We start from the raw sequence: 21547 nt of genomic DNA on the forward strand, positions 1-21547 counted from the left end.
CCGCATGCAGGGCGTGGGCAGCACGACGGCGCCGCGCCTGCAGGGGATCGAGAAGGACGGCCGCGTCGCCGTCATCGTCAGCCGCGACGACATCAGCACCGGCCTGCTGGGCCCGGAGATGGACGGCATCATCGGCTACGAGCCCAGCTCGGCCGTCAACGTCCTCTGGGCGACGATGCTGGCCAGCACAGCGAAGTAGAGGTGGAGTCCCTCTCTCTCTCCATATAGCCACGGGTTTGCCCGTGGTTTTCGCGTCGGTCAGAAGAAGACCACGGGCAAGCCCGTGGTAATATGAAATGGCCCCCAACTCCGTCACCTCACGCGCGTCGCGCCAGTCGCGTGCCTGCGACTGCGTCGAACAAGGTCTGCCCGATGCGCATGAACAGGATGTAGCACCCCGAGACGTAACAGCAGGCGATCACGAACGACAGGAACAAAATCGTCACGTTCAACGGCGACTGCCGGATGAATAGGCTGCCCACGAAGATCGCCAGCGGCGCCTGCCGGACCAACCCCCGTACCAGTAGCGCCGGCCGTCTGGCGGGCATGCCACCGGGATTGCGCAGCGTCAGTCCGTAGAGCCACTTCCCTGGCGTAATTCCGGTCAGCAATTCGAGGAGGCTAAGCGCCCCCAGCACCGCCGCGGCCGGCTTCCACGCCCAGTGGGGCGTCTCCGTCAGCGGGCCCGCTGTCGCCAACAGCCCTAGGCAGAGCAGCCCGGTGACGAGCACGTCGACCTCCGCAGCGTGCAGCCGCGGCCCGAGGAGCGCGCCCGTGTCGATCGCAAGATCACCGAACTCGGTCACGTCAGGCTCAGGGGTTGCCATGGTGCATCGATTGTAGTCGATGCACCGAGACTCCATGCGTCAGATGGGTTGAAAAGCACAACGAGGTCCGCGGCTAGTTTGAGGGGTAACCCGGCGCGGCCGCGCGTCCGGACGGTCGCGCCTATCGCAGATCATCCAAACGCGAACGGGCGGCCGCCGGCGCGGCACCGGCATTGAAGGATCGGATGGGCTGCAGGGTGTCTTGCTGTTGCCGCGCGGTCGTGTCGTCGTAAACCATGTACTTGGCGTACAGCACGAAGCCACCGAGGATGATTCCCACCGCAGCGGTTAGCTTAAACGCGTCGCCCAGGAACTGCCGCATCGCGCGAATGGCCGATCTCATGTAACCCTCATGGTCACAAAACATCTTTGGGGGAAAACCCTCAGTCGACTCGAATTATGACATGGCTCTGCGGCGATGCAAGCGAAAGTTTTGGAGATGGCCACCAGCTTTCGCAAGCGCCGGTTGGGAGGACGAATGGGCGGTAAGGGACTCGAACCCGTAACCCCCTGCGTGTAAAGCAGGTGCTCTAGCCGATTGAGCTAACCGCCCGGCACGCTCCATGATCGTCTCGCGCCGGCCGCAAATCAACTGCCGTTGTCCTTCGGATCGCGCCGAATAAAATGGCGCGCATGCTGCGATGGATGGGTCTCGTCATTCTGAGCGTTACCGTGATCGCGTCGGCCCAGCCGACGATGACCTTGGAGGACGATCCGACGGCCCGGTATTCGTCGCGCGTGATGCCGAACCTCACCGCCGACGAGAAGGTCGTCTGGATCGACGGCGCGTCGCCCGACGACGCGACCGCGCTCTTTCCCGATGATCGCGTCGTCACCGTGCAACAGCCGATCACCGGCATCGGCTGGGAATCGCCGGATGCCGTCATCTTTGGCCCTGCGCGTGCGACCGATGCGGGTGGCTTGATCGGCCCGCTGCTCGCCAATGGCACGCGCGTCGTGCTGCAAGCAGATGCCAAACCGACCGGGCCGTGGGCGTGGGAACGATCACCGATGGGTTGGACCACGCAGTACACCGTCGCCGGACCGTCGCGGTTCTTGTCACCAACGGCGTACGACGCGATCGAGGTGCGCCCGACCGGGCGACCCGTTGAACTTCGCCGCAGGCTTGTGCTGCTGGTGGGGCTGTTTGCGCTGGCGGCGCTCGCCGCAAGCCTGCTGCGCCGCTGGGCGATGTGGGGCGTCATTGGCGCCAGCGCACTGGCGACGGTTGGCCTGGTCCTCTGGGGCAATGCCAACGCCACGGTTGTACGGCAGAGGGTGACGGTCGTGGTGACGACAGGCGACGTGCAGCAGGTCGACCGCTGGACGGTCGACCGCGCGCCGGCCGACATGCGGCTTACCAGCGACCCCGACACCGTCGGTTGGCCGGTCCTGCGATCGGTCGAACACGAACGGGCGGCCGAACTTGGCCTTGGCAGGGCGTCGCTGGCGTACTACGTCGGCCCTGAGATCCCGATGCTGCTCCTGTACCGTGACGTGCAGGCCGCCACCGGTGTGCCAGCGGCGCTGCAGGCGGTCTCACCCCGGTGGCGGCGACTGGCTTGGCTCTACGTCGGCCCGGGAACGAGCATCGTCGGCATGGAAACGGGCAACGAGACGTCGAAATCACCGACGATCTGGCTGCGACGGGATGAAGGCGCTTCAAAGTGAGCGTCATGCCCTCGGCGACGCACGTCGCACGATCAGGGCAACCGCGAGATGAACGGCCGAGAAGTTCCCGTGCGCTTCATGACCCCAGTTCGCTCGCCAACTGCTCGGCAGCTTGTCCACTCGGGGAGTCGGGATACTTCTTGGCGACCGCGCGGTAACCGGCGGCCATCTCGCTGGCCGCGGGGGGATTGGGCTTGTTCGACTGGGCCGCCAGCGCCGCCATCATCTTGCGGGCGGCGAGCTCGGCCGTCATGGCCTTGTCGGTCTTCAGTTTGGCCAAATTCGCGTCAACACCGGCCAACAGCTCGGTATCACCCTCGAAGATCGCCTTCAACTTCGTGTAACCGTCAAACGCCACCGCGGGGCTGGCCTCCATCGCGGCGTCGGCGTCGGCCTTCCAGACCTGGCCTTCGGCTTTGATCGTGTCGTACAGCTTCTGGGCCGACTCGGCGACGTCGGCCTTCTTGCTCTTGCGGTGTGGCTTCAGCGCCTTCATGCCGAGGTCGTACCGATTCCACTCGAAGTGCTCGACCGCCTGCGCTAACGCGGGGTGATATCCCTTGTCCTTGAACCGCCATGATGCCTTGGCGATGGCTTTTTCCATCCAGTCGTCGTTCGGGCGGTAGCCGGCGATCTTGCCCTCGGGGTCGATCACGCGCCACTGATGAATGTTGTTCAGCGAGATCGTCTGTCCGTAACGCTTTTCCATGATCGAGAAGGCGTCGACGTAGACGGGCATCTTGATCTGGGTCTGGCCCATGAACTGGCGCACTTCGGCCGCGTTGTCGCCGGCGCCGATCGCGATGAACTTCACGGGCTTGTCGCGGTACTGATCGACGATCGGATTGAACTCGCGCGTGGTCCTGGCCCGGCAAGTGGGGCAGTCCTTCTCGTACATGAAGAGCACCACCACCTTGCCGCGCAAGTCGGCCAAGCGGTACTGCTGACCATCACTGAACACGCCAGGCGGGAAGTCGGGCGCCTCCTCGCCGGCCTTGCCAGCCGAGAACGCGGCGGTGGTGGTGGCGCAGAGAATCAGGAGGCCAAATGACACGTGACGGAACAAACGCATTTCAATTCCCCTTCAATGTGGTGCGGGGGAGATGGTACACGTTCTCGTGCGATAATCGAAGCGACGCGGGTGCCGGCTCACCGAAGGTGGGCCCGCCGTCGGATAGGCATGTTCTGATCGTCTGTAGAACTACGCGGCTTCCAGGAGGGGCGTGGGCATGCGCGGCGCGGGGGGCGTCAGCGGACGCTGGCGACCGGCGGCGACTGGTGGCTCGGCCGGCAGTGGGGCGGGCATCTGGATGATGGGGTTGCGATAGCTGTTGACGGCGACGTCGCGTTGCGCCAGGGCGAGATCGGCGGTAAGGCGCAGCGTTAAGCCGCGCCGACGGAAGTTGCCGCACATCACCCAGGCCAGCAGGAACAGGCCGAACCCGACCGCGGTAATCGCGACGACCGCGACGGGGGAGACGTCCGCCGCCCAGCCGTTGCGCCACCCGACGACCGCCCACGCCGCCCATCCCCACGTCGCCACCGCCACGAGGGCGCCGGCCGTCAGCAGGATGCCAGCGAGACGCTCGCACGACACGGCCTCCTGCCGGGCCGCCACGGCACCCTTCATAATGCCGGCGTAACTGGGGGCGACCACTGGGGACGATGGTTCGATAGTGTCTGGCATATCACCACTGGCATCGGCCGCTTTCGCAGTGGCGTGAAGGGCGGGTGACGGCGGAGTGACGTAAATGCAGCCGGGCACTGGTGGGGAATTGATACCGCTGGCAGATGCGGTACAGGTTGCCAGGATCCTGCCGTTGATGAAGACGAACCGCGGAGACTCAGAGGACGCGGAGACAGAGGGAGAAGAGGGTGGTTCAGATCCGCCCGGAGCATGGGCGTCTCGCCCATGGCCCGTCAGCAGGACGAGAACGAGAATCAAGATTGAGTTGCAACCGGCCTAATCGTTGTGACCACCACCACAGCGTCTTCCGCTGCGGCCAAAATCATGGACAAGACGCCCATGCTCCGGGCGGAGGGGATCAGGCCATGCACCTATCGGTCCGGTCTTTCCTCTCCCTCTATCTCCGCGTCCTCAGCGCCTCCGCGGTTCATCTGCTCTTCACGCGGACGAACTCACCCCGGCCATTCACCCGTAAAAACTTCCGTCGCGGGTCCGGTCATGTAGACGTGCTTGTCGCTCTCGCGCCATTCCAGTTGCAGATCACCGCCCGGCAAATGGGCCAGCAGGGTGCGGTCGGTATTGCCGGTCAGCACACCGGCGACGCAGACGGCGCAGGCGCCGGTGCCGCAGGCGAGGGTGACGCCGCTGCCGCGTTCCCAGGTGCGCATGATGACCTCGCTGCGCGACACGACCTGCACCCAGTGGACGTTCATGCGCCGCGGGAAGGCGACGTCGTGCTCGATCCACGGACCGAAGCGTTCGACGTCGATGCCCTTCACGTCGTCGGTGTAGATGACCGCGTGTGGGTTGCCCATCGAGACGAACGTCATATCCATCAACCACGGCCGCTGGGCGCGCCCGCGACCACGGTGCATCGCAGGGTCGCCGGCGTTGTTTTGCGAGACACCGACTTGGTGCGTGTTGGGGCCGCGCTGCTTGCCGACGCGGTCGACCAGAACGGGGATCTGGGCCAGATCCAAAATCGGCTCGCCCATATTCACGGTCGCTGCGGTCGCCTTCCCGTTGGCGGTTTGTAGGGTGATCGGCAGCACGCCGCGACCGGTTTCGACGGTCAGCGGGTTGTTCTTCGTTAAACCGTGGTCGTACGCGTACTTGGCGACACAGCGGACGCCGTTGCCGCACATCTCGCTTTCGCTACCGTCGGCGTTGAACATGCGCATGCGCACGTCGGCCTTGTCGCTGGGCAGGACCATGATTAGCCCGTCGGCGCCGATGCCGAAGTGCCGGTCGGCGACCTTCGCCGCCACAGACGCGGGGTCGGGGACTTGCTGGTCGAAACCGTTGACGTAGACGTAGTCGTTGCCGATGCCGTGCATCTTCGTGAATCGCATAAGGCCCGATCATAGCCAATGTTCATGGGCGGCCCAAGGTTGGCCCGATAATCAGGTTATGACGCTGCTGGAACTGCCCCCGATCACCGACGCCGTGCGCCCGGTCTCGTCACCCACCGCGGCCGACGCGCAGGCGGCCGCGAACATGCGGGCGAACCGCGCGGCGATGGCGGCGACTCGGCCAGACCTTCTGAATCATCTGATCGCACCGCCCGCCGACGCGCGATGGACTTTCGGCCGCGACGGCGCACTTACTGCGATGCTCGATAGCCACTGGTGGGGCGGCAACTCGCTGCCGGCACGGTCGGCGGCGATGATGCTGAAGGACGTCGACCGTAGCGCCGCGGTCAGCTGCGCCGTCGCGCCGACCCACGCGGTCCAAATACGCGAACTGCTCGGCCGCATCGATCCACAGCAAGCGGTGATCGTGGTTCAGCCTGATCTGGCCGCTGCGTGTATCGCGCTGCATTGCGAGGATTTTTCCGACGCGATGACCACCAAGCGGCTTTGGTGGGCGATTGGGCCAAACTGGGCCGATCAACTGCAACGGCTGCTGAGCGATCATCCGGGCCTGCCCATCCCCAGCCGGTACATCCGCACGCCCGACGTGGAAGAAGGCGCCGCGGGCGCCGTCATCACTACCGCGGGTCAGATCTTCAACGATGCCATAGCCGCCCGGGCCATTCAGATCACCGCGATGCGGAATGCCGGTGTCCGCCAGCGGCACTGCGTGCTGCAGATCGCGGTTGCGGCGCCGTCGCGGTTCCGCTTGTGGGGTAATGCGGGCAGCGTGCTGGCGGGCGCGCTGTTGAAGACGACGCCGCAGCACGTGGGCGTGGATTGGATGGTTATCGACACGGACATCCCAACCACCGCCAGCCCCTTGGCGATCGCGTCGGCAGCGGCCGCGTGCGATGCGATCGTGATGGCCGACGTGGCGCGGGCGGACCACCCCAACCTGCTGGCGACCGAGTTGCCGTGGATCACGTGGATGACCACACCGCGCGTGCCAAGTTTCACCGCTGTCGGGCCGCACGATCGCCTGCTGGTGACGGAACCTGCTTGGGAGCGGCTCGCGACGAACGCCGGCTGGCCCACCGATCGCGTCGCGGTAGCCGGCTGGCCGACAGTGGAACGGAACTCGCGTCCTGCGCCCGAGCCGCGCATCGCGCTGCTGGCCGACGTCAGCGATCTGGCCGTCCCCGCGTTCACCGAGGAATTTTCCAGCCATCGCCTGCTTTGGGAGATGATTCGAAACGAACTGACGCGCAGCCCGTTCCGTCTGGGCACCGACGTCAACGGCTACCTGGACCGCCAATTGCGCCAGGCCACGATTGACCCCGCGACGATCGACCGGGCCGCCTTCGTCGAGAAACTGATTTTGCCCGCCTACGCGATCGGCGTCGCGGGGGCGCTATCTACGGCCAACTTGCCCGTTTCCCTGCATGGCAAAGGCTGGGAGACGACCGCTTACCGTGACCAGGCGGTTGGCGAGGTACGGTCGCAGGCGGCGTTCGATCAGGCGGTGGACGGGGCCGTGCTCGTGCGACCTTGGCCGATGGATTTCGTGCATGAGATTGACGCCCAGAACCGCCCGGTGATCACCGCTGCCAGCACATTGCCACGATTCCTGATCGACGCCCGCAGCGCGATGCAGGGGACCGCCAGCGCTCGCGATGACGGGCCAATTCTGTCCGCTGACGTGGTGCTGTCAGCGATTGCGCGCGGCTAGGCGAACCGCCCGGCAGCGCCATTCGGCCGGCGGGTGCCCGACCAATAATCTCCTCCCCAGACCGGCAAGAATTGACACCCTACCCCCGCGCAGCTAGATTTTTCCCCCACAAACGGTCTTTTGGAGGCACCTATGCAGGAATACGAATCGTTGAAGCGGCTGGTCATGGAAGCGGAAGAAGACGTCAACAAGGGCGCCGGTGGCAACAAGGCCGCTGGCACGCGCGTCCGCAAGAAGATGCAGGAGATCAAGGCCGCTGCTCAGGAGGTTCGCAAGAAGATCCTCGAAGGCCGCGAAGCTGAGCCCGACGTCGCCTAAGTCGCGACCGGTCGTAACAGGCTCAACCGTTCAACCCAATCGAAAGGTAAAAGGGAAACCCCCTTTTACCTTTCTTTCTTCTGATCAGGCGCACATGCCCCCTCAATATCTGTACGACATCAGTGGGATGGACCTCGACAAGGTCCTGTACGGCAAGGACGTGATCCGCGAGGTGATCCCGCACCGCGGTGAGATCGAGCAGCTCGACGCCATCGTCTACGCGGCCGGCGAGCTGGGGCGCATCATCGGGTACAAGGACGTGCGCCACGACGAGTTCTGGGTCGATGGTCACATCCCCGGCCGCCCGCTCTACCCCGGCGTGCTGATGATCGAAGCCGCCGCCCAGCTCGCTTCGTTCTACATGAAGTACATCGAGAAGGCCCCCGGCTTCATCGGCTTCGGCGCCGTCGACAAGGTGCGCTTCCGCCAAGCCGTCACGCCCGGCCAGCGATTGCACATCGTGCTGCAGAAAAACTGGATCCGGCATGGCCGGTTCCACAGCACCGTGCAGGGCCTGGTGAACGGCACCCTTGTGTTCGAAGGGGACATCATCGGCGTTGCGATGGGGTGATCTCGCGTTGCCTATCGGGCCATGCGAGCCCTAGATCGCGGTGATCGTTCGACCCATCGACAGAGAGAAATCGCGCCAAGGACGCCAAGGCGCCAAGCACGCCAAAAGAAGTAATCCGGCCCGATGGCCCCGGGGACGCCCCGCGCGCACCTACCGGCTTGGCTCTTCATCCTTGGCCTCCTTGGACCCTTGGCGTCCTTGGCGCGACATTCCTGCCCCACAACGCCTACAATGCCCTAACACCTGCGCCAGCTGTTGTGGCGCGGTGCACGGGACGTCGCGAGCGTTGTTAGCCTCATGCCCATCTCCCTGATCCAACCCCTTCACCAGACCCCGGTCGCGTTCGTCGATGTGGAGACCACCGGCGCCAGCGCCGAACTCGGCGACCGCGTGATCGAGATCGGCATCGTCCGCATGGAGGCCGGCCAGACCGTGGCCGAGATGCAGGAGCTGATCGACCCCCAGCGGCGCATTGGCGCGGGCGTGGTCGCGCTGACGGGCATCTCGCAGGACATGGTCACCGGCCGCCCGACCTTCACCGACTTCGCCGACCGCATCGCGACCCTGATGGACGGCGCCGCGATCGTGGGCCACAACGTGCGGTTCGATCTCTCGTTCCTGCTGCGCGAGTTTCGGCGATCACAAATCGATCTGCCGCAACGCATCGGGCCGACCACACCCGTGTTCGACACCGTCCGCATCGCCCGGCGGCGGTTCGGGCGCGGCGGCAACGGGCTGCAACGGCTCGCGGCCCGGCTGGGGCTGGGTCCCGCTGTGGCCCACCGTGCCTTGGCCGATGCGCAAACTACCGCCGGCGTCTTCCAACGATTGATGGAGCCCGTGGGTGGTTGGACCGCGTGCGTGTGCGACGTAATGCGCGAGCAGGGCGGGCCCATGGGGCTGCTGCCGGTCTCGCCGCGCGAGTCGCTGTTGCCGTACGAACTGGAAGAGGCGCTGGATCTCCGCCGGCCGGTGATCATGGAATATTTAGATGCCCGCGGGGCGCGCACGGAACGCGTGATCGAGCCGCTGCAGGTTCGGCGGTTCAAGGGCGAACTGACGCTGGTCGCATTTTGTCGCATGCGCCAGGCCAACCGCACGTTCAAGCTCGATCGCATCGTCCAGCTGAAGCGGGTTGATGAGACGACCGATGCCGCCGGCCTCCCCGGTCCCTGCTAACCCCGCCCGCCCGCCCATTATGGGTCATTCCAGATGCATCACGGACGACCCATGGCACAGGATCCGGCGGCTGAGGATGCATCCGCGGTGACTCAGCATGCATCCTGGGTGACCGATGATGCATCATGGGCGACCCATGATGCACGTTGGGTGACTGATGATGCATCATGGCTCGCCGATCTTACTTCCGCCATGACCTCCTAGAGCAGAGCGCATCTCGCTGTAGCGTTCGGGTGCCACGGTCTGGTACGCCAGGCCGTGTCTTCTCTACCCAAGGAAGACACGGCCTGGCGTACCAGACCGTGGCACCCAGAGAGCAAACCGCTACACAATAGGGTCCGTTGCTGAGCGGGCGGGACGCGGGGTCGGATTCGCCGCGGGCCTGCAACTTCCCGGCCGCAGGCGGGTATACACGGGGGCGAGCGGCGCGTGCGGGGCCGCCGGCCATCTTGACAGCCGGGCCCGCCGTCTTTACCAATTCTCGCCACGCTTGGGCCAGTTCTTCTTGGCGACGCCCGAGCGCGACAACGAGGACCTAACGCGTGATATCAGTCACCGAGTTGACCAAGGCCTACGGCCAACACCTGGCCGTCGACCACATCTCCTTCGAAGTGCCCAAAGGGCAGATCGTCGGCTTCCTCGGGCCCAACGGCGCGGGCAAGAGCACGACGATCCGCATGCTGACCTGTTACATGCCACCCACGAGCGGCGGGGCGAGCGTGAACGGGTTCGACATCTTCAGACAATCGAAACAAGTACGGGAAAGCATCGGGTATTTGCCCGAGAACGTCCCGCTTTACCTGGAAATGCGCGTTGAGGAGTACCTCGACTTTCGCGGGCGGCTGCGCAAGATGCCGCGGGCCGAGCGGCGGCAGCGCATCGACTACGTGCTGGATCGCTGCTGGCTGACGGACGTGCGCAAGCGCGTGATCGGCAATCTATCGAAGGGGTACCGCCAGCGCGTCGGCCTGGCCGATTCGATGCTGCACAACCCGCCGGTGCTGATTCTGGACGAGCCGACGGTGGGCCTGGATCCCACGCAGATCCGCGAGAGCCGCAAGCTGATCAAGGAACTGGGCGGCCAGCACACGGTGATGCTGTCGACGCACATTCTGCCCGAGGTGGAGGCCGTCTGCGACCGCGCGATCATCATCGCCGGTGGGAAGATCGTCGCTCAGGGTTCGCCCGACGAACTGCGCGCCAGCCGACGTTTGCAGGCCCGCGTGCTGGTCGAAGCGCGCGGCCCCGCGCGTGACATCGAGATCGCGCTGTCGCACCTCAGCGGCGTCGGCCGGGTGGAGACGCTGCCGAACACGAACGGCCACGCGGGGGATGGCTACGTCACGCTCGCCGTCCGCCCGAAAGAGGCCTACGACGTTCGCGAAGAGGTCGCCCGCACGGTGATCGGCAAGGGCTGGCCGTTGCGCGAGATTCGTCTTGAACACGCAACGCTTGAAGAGTTCTTTATCAACGTGACGGCGAATCAAGCGGTGGCCAAAAGTGTCGAGTGACAACGTCCGGTCCCTCTCCCGGTACTCCGGGGGAGGCTAGGTGGGGGTAATTCGTTCTTTCTGAGTCGTCAGCAGTTCGAATCACCCCCACCCTAACCCTCCCCCGGAGTACCGGAAGAGGGGATCAGAGAAATTCAATGGAAGTGTTCGAATGACCCGCACCACCGTCATCGCTCGCCGTGAACTGGCGAGCTACTTCTTCTCACCCTTAGCCTACGTCGCGATGGTGCTGTTCCTCCTCGCGGCCGGTTTTAGCTTCTGGGACGACTTTCAGCCCGGTCAGCCGGCGACGATGCGCTCGATCTTCGAGTACATGGTCTGGCTGCTCGTCTTCATCGTGCCGGTGCTGTCGATGGGGCTGCTGTCGCAGGAGTTCGCGACCGGGACCGTCGAGACGATGATGACTGCGCCGGTGAACGACGCCGAAGTGGTGCTGGGAAAATTCCTCGGCTCGTTCGCGTTCTTCGCCGTGCTGCTGCTGCCGACGCTGCTGTACGTCGTGCTGCTGCGGCTGTACTCCACGCCCGACTACGGCCCGATCTTCAGTGGCTACCTCGGCCTGCTGCTGGTGGGGGCGCTGTTCACCAGCATCGGCCTGTTCTGCAGCAGCCTGACGCGCAGCCAGGTCGTCGCGGCCGTCAGCGCGGCGGCGGTGCTGGTGCTCGTCACCGTCCTCCCCTGGTGGGCCAGCACAAAAGCATCGTTAAGCGGCTTTTGGCGCAACGCGGCCGGACAAGGTGTGATGGCCAAGTACAACGACTTTTCGAAGGGCGTGCTGGACCTGGGCAACGTCGTCTTCTTCGTCGCCATCACCGGCGTGTTCCTGTTCCTGACCGTAAAGGTGCTGGAAGCACGGCGGTGGAAGTGACCTGGCGTACCACGGGCGGCCCGCCCGTGTCTTCGCATTTGCAAGAAAGAATCACGGGCGAGCCGCCCGTGGTACGTGAAAATGCCTGAACCAACGAACCAACCCGAATCGCAAAAACAGCGCTGGCTGAAGTACGGCGGCAACGTCGCGATCGCAAGCGTCGTCGTCATCGCGCTGGCGGTGCTGCTGATCTACCTCGCGCAGTCGTCGCGCCGTCGCATCGACACTACGCTCGCGGGCCAGTACAGCCTGAAGCCACAGACGAAGCAGATCGTGGCGGACGTAAAGCAGCCCGTGCGCCTGATCAGCCTTTACAGCGCACCGACTTCGGATGAATACAACGCGCGCAGCGGCACCGAATCCGACGCCGACCGCCGCGTGCGCGCCGACCGCGCCGCCGACCGACAACTCCGCTACGACGCCGTCCGCGACTTGCTGGCCGAGTACGCCCGCGCCAGTGGCAACATCAAGTCCGAGATGATCGACCCCTTGGCCGACCCGGCGAAGGTCGACGCGCTTGTTGCCGACCTGACCGAAAAGTACGGCGGTGAGGTGACGCGCTACCGTGAGTTCATCGACACGTACCGCGATAAAACCTTCCCCGAGATCAAGCGGCTCGCCGCCGAGGAGACCGCCGCCGTCTCGCAGGTCGAGCTGCCCGCCGACGCGAACGACCCGCAGCTGCAGGCGATCGACGCCGCCAAGTTCACCGTCGCGCAGTTCCCGCGGGCGCTGGAGCAGATCAACCAGTTGATCGTCCCCCCGCTCGAGCAAAAGCCGCCCGACTACAAGGGCGCCACCGACGCCATTCGCAGCGGCACGGAGCAATTCGACGGCTACCTCGGGCAGATCATCGCCGCGTTCAACGACGCCAAGGCCAGCGACAAGCTGCCGGCGAACGTGAAGGCGTACATCGAGCAAAGCCTGCCGCGCTACGAGGCGATTCGGGCCCTTACTACGAGTGTGCTGGATGAGGTGAAAGGCCTCGGCGAGCTGAAGCTCGACACGCTGCGCCAAAGCCTGCGCGCTCGCGATTCGATTCTGGTGCTTGGCGACGAGGACATGCGCGTGCTGGCGGCCGAGCAGGTCTGGCAGGCGCCCAACGACCGCCGGTCGATCAGCGCCACCGAGATCACCCGTCCGCAGTTCGCCGGTGAACAGCAGGTGACGACGGCGATCCTCTCGCTGACGCAGACGCCGCGCAAGATCGCGTTCGTGCGTGCCGGTGGCCCACCGGTCGCCGAGCCCGGCATCCCGATGTACAGCCGTGGCGGGCCGTTCAGCGCGATCGCCGACCGGTTGCGCAGCTACAACTTCGAGGTAATCGAGAAGGACCTGTCCGGCCAATACGCCATGCAGGCCCAGATGCAGGGCATGCCCGCTGCGCCCGAGCCAACGGATGAAGAACTCGCCGATGCCATCTGGATCGTGCTGAACACGCCCACAGGCCAAGGCCCGATGGGCATGCCATCACCGACGATCTCGCCGAAGGTGATGGAACACCTGAACCGAGGTGGATCGGCGCTCGTGCTGAACACCCTGCAGGCCGACGCGATGACCGAGGCATTGGCCGAGTGGGGCGTATCGATCAACCCGCAGCAGATCATCGTTCACGAGCCGGTGCCCGGCGGGCAAGGTCAGGCGTCTGACCCAATCGAGGAAGCCAAGAAGGTGCCGCCCGTCTTCGTGTTGAACGAGTACGGCGACCACCTGCTCACCGAACCGCTGCGCTCGCTGGACAGCGTGATGGTGCCACTGCTGCCCGTGCGCATCGAACCCAAGGACGGCGTGACGGCGACGCCGATCCTGCCAATTCCCAACGCGCCGCCCGCTTGGGCCGAAAGCGACGTGCAGTCGCTGATGACCGGCGAGTCGGCCGTGCCGACCTTCGACGCTGCCAGTGGTGATGTGGGCCAACCGCTGTTTGCCGGTGCCGTGCTGGATCGGCAGGACAAGGGTCGGCTGGTCGTGCTGGGTGGCCTGCAGTTTGCGCGTAACGAGTACCTGAACTTGCTCGATGACGACATGGCCCGCCGCGGCATCATCGCGGCACGGTTCCCAGGCAATGCGGAGCTGGTCACCAATAGCATCTTCTGGCTGGCGAAGATGGAGCCGATGATCGCGATCAGCCCGGCCGCGATGGAGGTGAGCCGGATCGGTCCGATTTCACCGGCGACGCTGTCGTTCTGGCGCGTCGGCGTGCTGCTGATCGGCTTGCCGTTGATCATCGTGCTGGCCGGTGTCACCGTCTACATCACGCGCCGCGATTAGTCCTACTCCGTTCTCCTCGCCCGACTGGCGAAGGAGAGACCCGTAACAGCCATGAACTTCAAATCGACCCTACTGCTTCTGGTTGCCCTCGTTGTCGTTGGCATCATCGTCATGTTCCGCGGTTCGCCTGAAGACCAGCCCGCGGCGACGATGGCGAATCGGCCGCTGCTGACTGTTGACTCATCCGACGTGACCGCGATCACCGTAACGCCCTCTGCGGGCCAGGCGGTCGCGCTAACGAAATCCACTGATAGCAACTGGCAGTTGACTCAGCCCGTGGCCGCGCCGGCGGAAAAGTTTGAGGCGGACGACCTAGTGCGCGACATCACCGCGCTAGAAAGCCGCGGGCAGGTCGATGCGTCTCCGGCGACCGGCCTCGACTCGCCACGCTACGTGGTGAAGCTGGAGGCGAACGGCCAGTCGCACGAGGTGCGCGTCGGGCAGGCCTCCAGCGTCGGTGAGAATCTTTACGTGAAGGTGGACGACAACGCGCGCGCCGACATGGTAAATGCATCGCTCATCGATCGCCTGAAGAAGCCCGCCAGCGCCTATCGGCAGGCCCGGCTGGTTCAGGTGGCTAGCGATGCGATTCAACAGCTGTCGATCAAGCGAGGAGATCAAACGATCGAACTGGCCAGGTCGGGTGGCAAGTGGAACATCGTTGCGCCCACCACCATGCCCGCCGACGCCGCGACCGTCGGTGGCCTGCTGACGAGCCTGACCGGCCTGCGGGCGCAGGAGTTCATCGCTGAGGGCGCCGACATCGCACTGCTCGGCCAACCGCGATTGACGATCGCGTACGCGACCGAGCCACCCTCATCCCAACCCGCCACCACCCAGCCGGCGATGAAGACGATCACGATGGGTCGTTACAGCGACATCTCGCGCAGCGGCGTGCTGGCGGTCGCATCGGGCATCGATGCGGTCGTGAAGCTGCCCGCTAGCACAGCCGAGGCGTTCGAGAAGAAGCCGATCGAGTTGCGCGACCGCCAGGTGTTGATGCTCGAGCCGGCCAACGTCGGCACGGTCGAATTGGCGATCAACACGCCCGCCACCACGCGACCGACGACCGCGCCGGCAGCGAATCAAACGATCGCGCTGACCCGCCGCACGGCCGACGCGCCGGCACCGGCCGGTCCACCCGCGCCGACCCCTGGTCCCGCAACCGCGCCGGCGGCAATTCAGCCCGCTGAGCCGCAGTCGAAGTGGGTCGCTGGGGACCGTCCCGCCGACGACGCCGCGGTCGAGGCGCTGCTGGCGGCGCTGAGCCCGCTGCGCGCCGAAAAGTTCATCGAGACGCCGCCGTTGGTTGCCCAACCCGCCGCGACGTATTCGCTCGCGATCACCGTGCCACCGGTCGGCCCCTCGCCCGGCGAGCGGTACGAGTTGCGCGTCATCGACAGCGGAAATGACGCCGCCCCGATCGTCACCTACAATGGCCTGACCTTCGAGGCCCCGCAGGCGTTGCTGACGACGCTGCAGGCGAAGATGGTGAACGAGTAGCTAATTCTGTGTACGGCGAGCGCGCTTTACCGAAAAATTCGTCATCCTGAGGTATTCCAGAGGGTCTCTTTCTTCCCGCGGCGAGTACGGGGGGAGTTCCTTCCGAGTACCTCAGGATGACGGTTTGGGTCGATGGCGCGTCTCGCCCTTTTGAGAAAAGTCGAAGCCGCAAACATGCCTAAACCGCTCACTCAACTTGGCGCCAAATCGATCCTGACCCCTGAGCAGATCGACCATCCGCGCACGATCCTGGAAGCCTTCCCCAGCCCGCGGCCAGGTCGGCCGTACGAGGTCGAGTTCGACTTCCCCGAGTTCACCAGCATGTGCCCGGTCACCGGCCAGCCGGACTTCGCGACGATCACGCTGACCTACGTGCCCGACAAGCTCTGCGTCGAGATGAAGAGCCTGAAGCTCTACTACCTCGCCTATCGCAACAAGGGCATCTTCTACGAGGGCGTGGTGAACACGATCCTCGACGACCTCGTCGCGACCCTGAAGCCCCAGCGCATGCGCGTCGTCGGCGAGTTCGCCGTACGCGGTGGCACCGGTGGAAAAGTGACGGCCACCTACGAATCGCCGCGCGGGCGGAAGAAGTAACGGCGGGGCAGAGCGATCATTAACCGCGGAGACGCAGAGGACGCGGAGACAGAGGGAGAAGAGAAAAAAACTTCTTCTTTTCTCCCTCTATCTCCGCGCTCTCCGCGTCTCCGCGGTTTCTTTTTTTTCTTCGCCTGGTACGCCCTAGCAACGCCAACGGGCGCGGCGCAGAAGATTCGTGCAGCGGGGCGGCGGGGGCGGCGGGCGGGTTATCAGCGGACTTCGAGCGCGATGATCGTCAGGTCGTCCTTGGGCTGAATGCTGCCGGTCTCGGTGTCCATCTGCATCGCGAACTCGTGCAGCATGGTTTCCGTCGGCAGTTCCCGGCGCTCGGTCAGCTCGTGGCGCCAGCGGTGGGTGTCCATCGATTCACCGACGCCGAACGCGACCTCGACGCCGTCGCTGTAGAAGATCAACCGGTCACCGGGCGTGAGGTGGACGGTGCGGGTTTCGTAGACCTCGCCACCGAAGATGCCGAGCAGGCCACCGTCGGCGTCGAGCATGTCGATCTCGCCGAAGCGCTTCATCAGCATGGGCAGCGGGTGCCCGGCGCGGGCGTAGCGGACGGTCAGCGTGCGCACGTTCACCACGCCGTAGACGGCCGTCGCGAAGGTGGCCTGCGAGAGGTTCTGTTCGACCATCGCCTCGTTCAGGCGGCTCAACGTTTCGCCGGGCGTTAGCAATCGATACCCGGTCGCGCTGATCTCCTTCGTCACGAACGCGTTCTTGATGAACATCGTCAGCAGCGCCGCGGGCATGCCGTGGCCGACGGCGTCGGTCATCCAGAAGCCGACGTGCTGCTCGTCCAGCCGGCAGACGTCGTACAAATCGCCGCTCACGTAGCCGGCGGGGCGGTAGAGCGTGTGAAAGTGCACGTTGCCGATCTGCGGCATCGTGCGCGGCAGGAAGTCCTGCTGTAGCTTGGCGGCGAGGCGCAGTTCCTCGTCGATCCGGTGCATGCAGTAGTTCAGCGTCTCGTCGCGCCGGCGCAGCAGGTGCAGTTCCGACTTCAACTGTTCCATCTCAAGCTGCATCGCCTCCACCTGCGCGTGCAACGGCAAGACGGCGTCGCCCTTGGCTGGATCGGCCTCGGGGGTTGCATCGTCACTGACGAGTCGCAGCAAAGCTGAGCGGGACGCCATGGAAACCTTTCCGCATCGGCGGGGCGAAGGGGTTGAAACGAGTAGACCGGCTAGTTCCTTCGTCGGCATCTGCAGCTTGCTGCTTAATGTGTTCCGCGCAGTTCGTGAAGAAAGCGCATCAGCCGCGGGCGGCGGTCGCGGTATGATGGCCTTATGGCATTGAAGACGTTGACGGAGCCCCCGCGCTTGCCGAAACGCCCGCGCGAGGGGCACAAGGGGTCGTTCGGGCGCGTGCTGGTGGTGGGCGGGAACGACGCGATGATCGGCGCGCCGGCGCTGGCGGGTTTATCGGCCCTGCGCATGGGGGCGGGGCTGGTGCAGGTCGCGACGCCGCGCGCGTCGCTGCTGGCAGTGTTATCGGTCGTGCCGGAACTGGTGGGGCTGCCACTGGGCGAGCGCGACGATAAGCGGCGCTTGCGCGACGCCGCCGACGCCGCCGACGCATTGGTGATCGGGCCGGGCATGGGTCAGCTGGCGGACGCGAAGGGGCACGTCCTGGCGCTGCTTCGTCACGACAAGCCGGCCGTGCTGGATGCGGATGCGCTGAACATCCTAGCGGCCGGTAAGGCGTGGCCGCGCGATGTGAAGGTGCGCGCGGTGCTGACGCCGCACCCCGGCGAGATGAAGCGCCTCGGCCGGCTGATCGACGTCACCGACGTGCCCACCGACGATGCCGCCCGCGCCGCCATCGCCAGCAAAGCGGCGACCGCGTTCGGGCAGGTCGTGCTGCTGAAGGGGCATCGCACGGTCATCAGCGATGGTCGGCGCGTGTACGTCAACCGCACGGGCAACAGCGCGCTGTCGAAGGCGGGCACCGGTGACGTGCTCAGCGGGCTGATCGGCGCGCTGCTGGCGATCGGCACCGATCCGTTCGACGCTGCGTGCTTAGGGGCGCACCTGCATGGGCTGGCGGGGGAGATTGCGGGAAAGAAGCTCGGGCTGCGCAGCGTGCTGGCGCGCGATGTGGTGGATTGTCTTTCGCAAGCGATCGCTCGTATGGGAAAGTGAACATTTCTCACGGCGCGTATGCATTCTGCGCACCACCGTCATCCTGAGAGGGTGTTAAAGAACGACGCCGCGTCCGCTCCGACCGTGGCATGGGCGTCTCGCCCATGCGTGTGGTGAGGCCGCAAGGCAAAATTGGTTGCAGCGGCTTGGTCGGCACAGCGGCCAACAAAAAAAGCTTCTCATTCCAGTCCACACGCATGGGCGAGACGCCCATGCCACGGCCAAGGCAGCCGCGACCGTGTTCTTTGACACCCTCTGAGGTAGATCCTTCGGAGTACCTCAGGCTGACGAGCTTGAACAGTGTTACGCTCAGTACAGATTTCCGTTCCTCACTGTCCACTTCCTTCCCAGATCGCGTTGGTCCACTTGAGATTGCTTCGGCCGTTCATTCGTCACCCGGCATCGGCTACCGTAACATTAGCGCCGCCCGTGGGTGGTATAGGGACGGGCCTCTTGCTGGAGAATCGATATGCGTCGAACTGTCTGCGTGTTGTTGCTGATCGTTGGATTCATCGGTCGCCTGGCGGTCGCGGCCGAGGGGCCGGCGAGTATCGAGTTCCAGACGGAGACCCTCGACAACGGGCTGCGCGTCATCTACGCGCCGCTGAAGACGGCCCCCGTGGTTCACGTGCGCGTGCTGTACCACGTCGGCAGTCGCGACGAACGGCCCGACCGCCAGGGCTTTGCCCACATGTTCGAACACATGATGTTCCGCGGCAGCGCGCACGTGAAGCCCGAGGAACACATGCAGCTCGTCGGTGGCGTCGGGGGCACGTCCAACGCCTACACGAGTTTCGACCAGACCGTGTACTACCAGACGCTGCCCAGCAGCCACCTGAACACCGCGCTTTACCTGGAGGCCGACCGCATGGCGAGCTTCAAGGTGTCGGAGGAGATCTACCAGACCGAGCGCAAGGTGGTGGCCGAGGAATGGCGCATGCGGCAGAACCGCCCGTACGGCACGGTGTACGAGGACCTGCTGAAGAACGTCTTCACGACCCACAGCTACCGCTGGACGCCGATCGGCAACATGGACCACCTGCGGGCGGCGCCGGTGAACGAACTGCAGGAGTTCTTCAACACCTACTACGTGCCCAACAATGCCATCCTCGTCATCTCCGGCGACTTCGAGGTGCCGGCGGCGAAGGAGATGGTGCAGAAGTACTTCGCCTGGATCCCGCGCGGGCCCGAGGTGAAGCGCGCGATCCCCGAAGAGCCCGAGCAGGACGCCGCCCGGCGGGTGATCAGCCCGCAGCGCGTGCCATTGCCACAGGTGACGCGCGCGTTCCGCCTGCCGCCGTACACGCACCCGGACACCGATGCGATCAGCCTGCTCGCGAGCATTCTCGGCAGTGGCAGCAGCAGCCGGCTGGACCGCAAGCTGGTGAACAGCGAGCAACCCGTCGCGGTCGACAGCTACGCCAGCCCACTGACTTTGCAGGACGGGGGCATCCTCGGCATTGGCGCAACGGTGCTGCAGGGGGCCGACCCCGCCGCTGTGGAGACGGCGATCGAGGAAGTGCTCGCCGAGGTGCGCGAGAACGGCGTGACCAAAGAGGAACTGGAAAAGGCCAAGACGCAGGTGCGCGTCGCCGTCGTTCGCGGGCGCGAGACGAGCGAGGACATCGCATCGCAGCTCGGTGGTGAAGCGCTGCTGGCGGGGGACCCGTCGCGCGTGAACACGGAACTGGACCGGTTGGAGAAGATCACCGTGGCCGACGTGAACCGCGTGGCCAAGGAATATCTTAAGCCCAGCGCCAGCACGACGCTGGTCGTGCAGCCCGACCCTACCGGCGCCGCCGCCCGCACCGCCGCCACCCAGGTGGCCGCCATCGCCGAGGCGCCTGTGGTGGCCGCCACGGCGCCGGTGGCAGCACGCGTGGTCGAGTTCCCGGCCGATTATCCCACCGCGCCCCCGCTGGCCGATTTGCCGATGGGCAAGGCGTTCGAGAAGGGCACCGAGATCGACGTGAACGGCGTGCGCGTCATCGTCATGCCCGACCATCGCCTGTCGCTCGTCAACTGGGGCCTGACCATGCGGCAGGGCGGCCATTCGGTGCCGGACGACCAGCTTGGCGTCGGCGGCCTGACGGCCCAGCTGCTGCAGCGCGGCACGAAGGATCAGACGTTCGACGAGTTCGCGAAGGACCTCGAATCGCGCGGCATCTCCCTGTCGGCCGACGATTGGGGCGACGTGACGGTGATCAACGGTTCATCCACCACTGATCAATTCGAACACGGCCTGTCGCAGACGCGCGCGATGCTGACCCAGCCACGGCTGGACGCCGACGAGTTTGCCAAGCTGAAGGCGCAGACGCTTAGCGGCCTTCAGGTGGAAATGGAAAGCCCCAGCGGCGTCGCCAGTCGCGATTTGATGCAGGCGATTTACGGTCCCACCCCGCTCGGCCGCTCCGCGTCGCCCGCGACGGTGTCGGGGATCGAACTGGATGACGTGAAGCAGTATTGGCAGCAGGCGTATCGGCCGGACGACGCCATCCTGGTGTTCTCGGGCGACGTGACGGTGGAATCGGCTCGTGCGCAGGCCGAGAAGCTGCTTGAAGGTTGGGCGCCGGGCAAGCCGGTGAACGATCGTGATGTCGATTACACGCCTAAGCCGCCCGCGAGCCCGCGCATCCTTCTGGTCGATCGGCCGGAAGGTAAGCAGGCGACCGTGCGCATGGGCACGCTCGCGTACGACATTCATACGGACGACAAGTTCGCCGGCGCCGTGGCGAACCGCATTTTGTCGGGCGGCATTGATGGCCGGATGATGAAGTACGTGCGGGCGGAGAAGGGCCTGGTCTACACGGCCGTCGGCATCTTCCAGCCGAAGCGCAACGGCGGCGAGTTCATCGCCAACGCCGACACCGCCGTCGAGACGACCGCCGAGGCGATCGAAGCGATGAACACGGTGATCGAGCGCATGCGGAAGGAGAACGTGACTGACGCGGAACTGAAGGACGCCAAGACGCGCGTCGCCGGCAGCATGCTGATGCAGCTGGACACGATCAAGCAGCAGGCGCAGTTCCGTGTCGACGGGATCTTGAACGGTTACCCGATCGACTATTACGACAACTACCCCAAGCGCATCGCCGAGGTCACCGCCGACGCCGTGCGCGAGGTGATGACGAAGTACGCCGACCCGAAGGATCTGAAGATCGTCGTCGTCGCCCCCGCGGCCGCGACCGAGGGACAGTTAAAGGAACTGGGTGAGGTGGAAGTGCGCCCCATGCCCGCCCAGCGTGGCCAGCCCGCGACGCAACCGGCACCCTCGCCTGAAATGCTGAAGCCAGCGGCGTGAACAACGCGA

Annotated in this window: 19 protein-coding genes and 1 tRNA gene; 13 read left to right on the top strand and 7 right to left on the bottom strand. The window is 65.2% G+C overall.

The features are described 5' to 3' along the window. The coding region (locus VGN72_13400; GenBank protein ID HEV7300357.1) for a hypothetical protein at nt 1–199 on the top strand (199 nt) is incomplete at its 5' end. A gap of 118 nt (nt 200–317) precedes the next feature. Here VGN72_13400 and VGN72_13405 read toward each other — a convergent pair. The 3 genes from VGN72_13405 to VGN72_13415 all read right to left on the bottom strand — a co-directional run bounded on the left by VGN72_13405 (nt 318) and on the right by VGN72_13415 (nt 1380). Beyond that, entirely contained in the window at nt 318–827 is a 510-nt protein-coding gene (locus VGN72_13405; protein ID HEV7300358.1) for an RDD family protein, read from the bottom strand. A gap of 121 nt (nt 828–948) precedes the next feature. Further along, complete coding sequence (locus VGN72_13410; protein HEV7300359.1) at nt 949–1170, bottom strand: hypothetical protein; 222 nt, start codon at nt 1168–1170, stop codon at nt 949–951. Between the two features lie 136 nt (nt 1171–1306). Then, nucleotides 1307–1380: transfer RNA gene (locus VGN72_13415), tRNA-Val, on the bottom strand. 80 nt (nt 1381–1460) lie between these two features. Between VGN72_13415 and VGN72_13420 the strand changes: the two genes are divergently transcribed. Next, nucleotides 1461–2498 (top strand): hypothetical protein, encoded by a 1038-nt coding sequence (locus VGN72_13420; GenBank protein ID HEV7300360.1) that lies wholly within the window; start codon nt 1461–1463, stop codon nt 2496–2498. 76 nt (nt 2499–2574) lie between these two features. On the opposite strand, the gene VGN72_13425 is transcribed toward VGN72_13420, so the two are convergent. The 3 genes from VGN72_13425 to dapF all read right to left on the bottom strand — a co-directional run bounded on the left by VGN72_13425 (nt 2575) and on the right by dapF (nt 5537). Continuing rightward, on the bottom strand, nt 2575–3570 hold the full coding sequence (locus VGN72_13425; GenBank protein ID HEV7300361.1) for a redoxin family protein: 996 nt from the start codon (nt 3568–3570) through the stop codon (nt 2575–2577). A 129-nt stretch (nt 3571–3699) separates the two neighbouring features. Then, on the bottom strand, nt 3700–4185 hold the full coding sequence (locus VGN72_13430) for a hypothetical protein (protein ID HEV7300362.1): 486 nt from the start codon (nt 4183–4185) through the stop codon (nt 3700–3702). A gap of 452 nt (nt 4186–4637) precedes the next feature. Next, a complete protein-coding gene (dapF, locus tag VGN72_13435; protein ID HEV7300363.1) occupies nt 4638–5537 on the bottom strand; it encodes a diaminopimelate epimerase in 900 nt (299 codons plus the stop codon). 58 nt (nt 5538–5595) lie between these two features. Between dapF and VGN72_13440 the strand changes: the two genes are divergently transcribed. From VGN72_13440 to queF, 9 genes are all read left to right on the top strand, one after another. Beyond that, nucleotides 5596–7269 (top strand): hypothetical protein, encoded by a 1674-nt coding sequence (locus VGN72_13440; protein ID HEV7300364.1) that lies wholly within the window; start codon nt 5596–5598, stop codon nt 7267–7269. A 132-nt stretch (nt 7270–7401) separates the two neighbouring features. Next, a complete protein-coding gene (locus VGN72_13445) occupies nt 7402–7587 on the top strand; it encodes a hypothetical protein (protein ID HEV7300365.1) in 186 nt (61 codons plus the stop codon). A 94-nt stretch (nt 7588–7681) separates the two neighbouring features. Further along, a complete protein-coding gene (locus VGN72_13450; GenBank protein ID HEV7300366.1) occupies nt 7682–8158 on the top strand; it encodes a hypothetical protein in 477 nt (158 codons plus the stop codon). Between the two features lie 297 nt (nt 8159–8455). After that, complete coding sequence (locus VGN72_13455; protein ID HEV7300367.1) at nt 8456–9337, top strand: exonuclease domain-containing protein; 882 nt, start codon at nt 8456–8458, stop codon at nt 9335–9337. A gap of 542 nt (nt 9338–9879) precedes the next feature. After that, the gene (locus tag VGN72_13460) at nt 9880–10848 is read left to right on the top strand and encodes an ATP-binding cassette domain-containing protein (protein ID HEV7300368.1); all 969 of its coding nucleotides are present in this window, start codon (nt 9880–9882) and stop codon (nt 10846–10848) included. Between the two features lie 151 nt (nt 10849–10999). After that, nucleotides 11000–11716 (top strand): ABC transporter permease, encoded by a 717-nt coding sequence (locus VGN72_13465; protein ID HEV7300369.1) that lies wholly within the window; start codon nt 11000–11002, stop codon nt 11714–11716. Between the two features lie 81 nt (nt 11717–11797). Then, entirely contained in the window at nt 11798–13987 is a 2190-nt protein-coding gene (locus VGN72_13470; GenBank protein HEV7300370.1) for a Gldg family protein, read from the top strand. 51 nt (nt 13988–14038) lie between these two features. Then, a complete protein-coding gene (locus tag VGN72_13475) occupies nt 14039–15490 on the top strand; it encodes a DUF4340 domain-containing protein (protein HEV7300371.1) in 1452 nt (483 codons plus the stop codon). Between the two features lie 174 nt (nt 15491–15664). After that, complete coding sequence (gene queF, locus VGN72_13480) at nt 15665–16087, top strand: preQ(1) synthase (GenBank protein ID HEV7300372.1); 423 nt, start codon at nt 15665–15667, stop codon at nt 16085–16087. 212 nt (nt 16088–16299) lie between these two features. Here queF and VGN72_13485 read toward each other — a convergent pair whose 3' ends face one another. Further along, entirely contained in the window at nt 16300–17229 is a 930-nt protein-coding gene (locus VGN72_13485; GenBank protein HEV7300373.1) for a PP2C family protein-serine/threonine phosphatase, read from the bottom strand. Nucleotides 17230–17382: 153 nt separating this feature from the next. Between VGN72_13485 and VGN72_13490 the strand changes: the two genes are divergently transcribed. Together VGN72_13490 and VGN72_13495 are read left to right on the top strand one after the other, a co-directional pair. Then, entirely contained in the window at nt 17383–18237 is an 855-nt protein-coding gene (locus VGN72_13490) for an NAD(P)H-hydrate dehydratase (protein ID HEV7300374.1), read from the top strand. A gap of 469 nt (nt 18238–18706) precedes the next feature. Continuing rightward, a complete protein-coding gene (locus VGN72_13495; GenBank protein ID HEV7300375.1) occupies nt 18707–21538 on the top strand; it encodes a pitrilysin family protein in 2832 nt (943 codons plus the stop codon). The last annotated feature ends 9 nt before the right edge of the window (nt 21539–21547 follow it).

It is taken from the genome of Tepidisphaeraceae bacterium (assembly GCA_035998445.1).
In the GTDB taxonomy this organism is placed as follows: domain Bacteria; phylum Planctomycetota; class Phycisphaerae; order Tepidisphaerales; family Tepidisphaeraceae; genus DASYHQ01.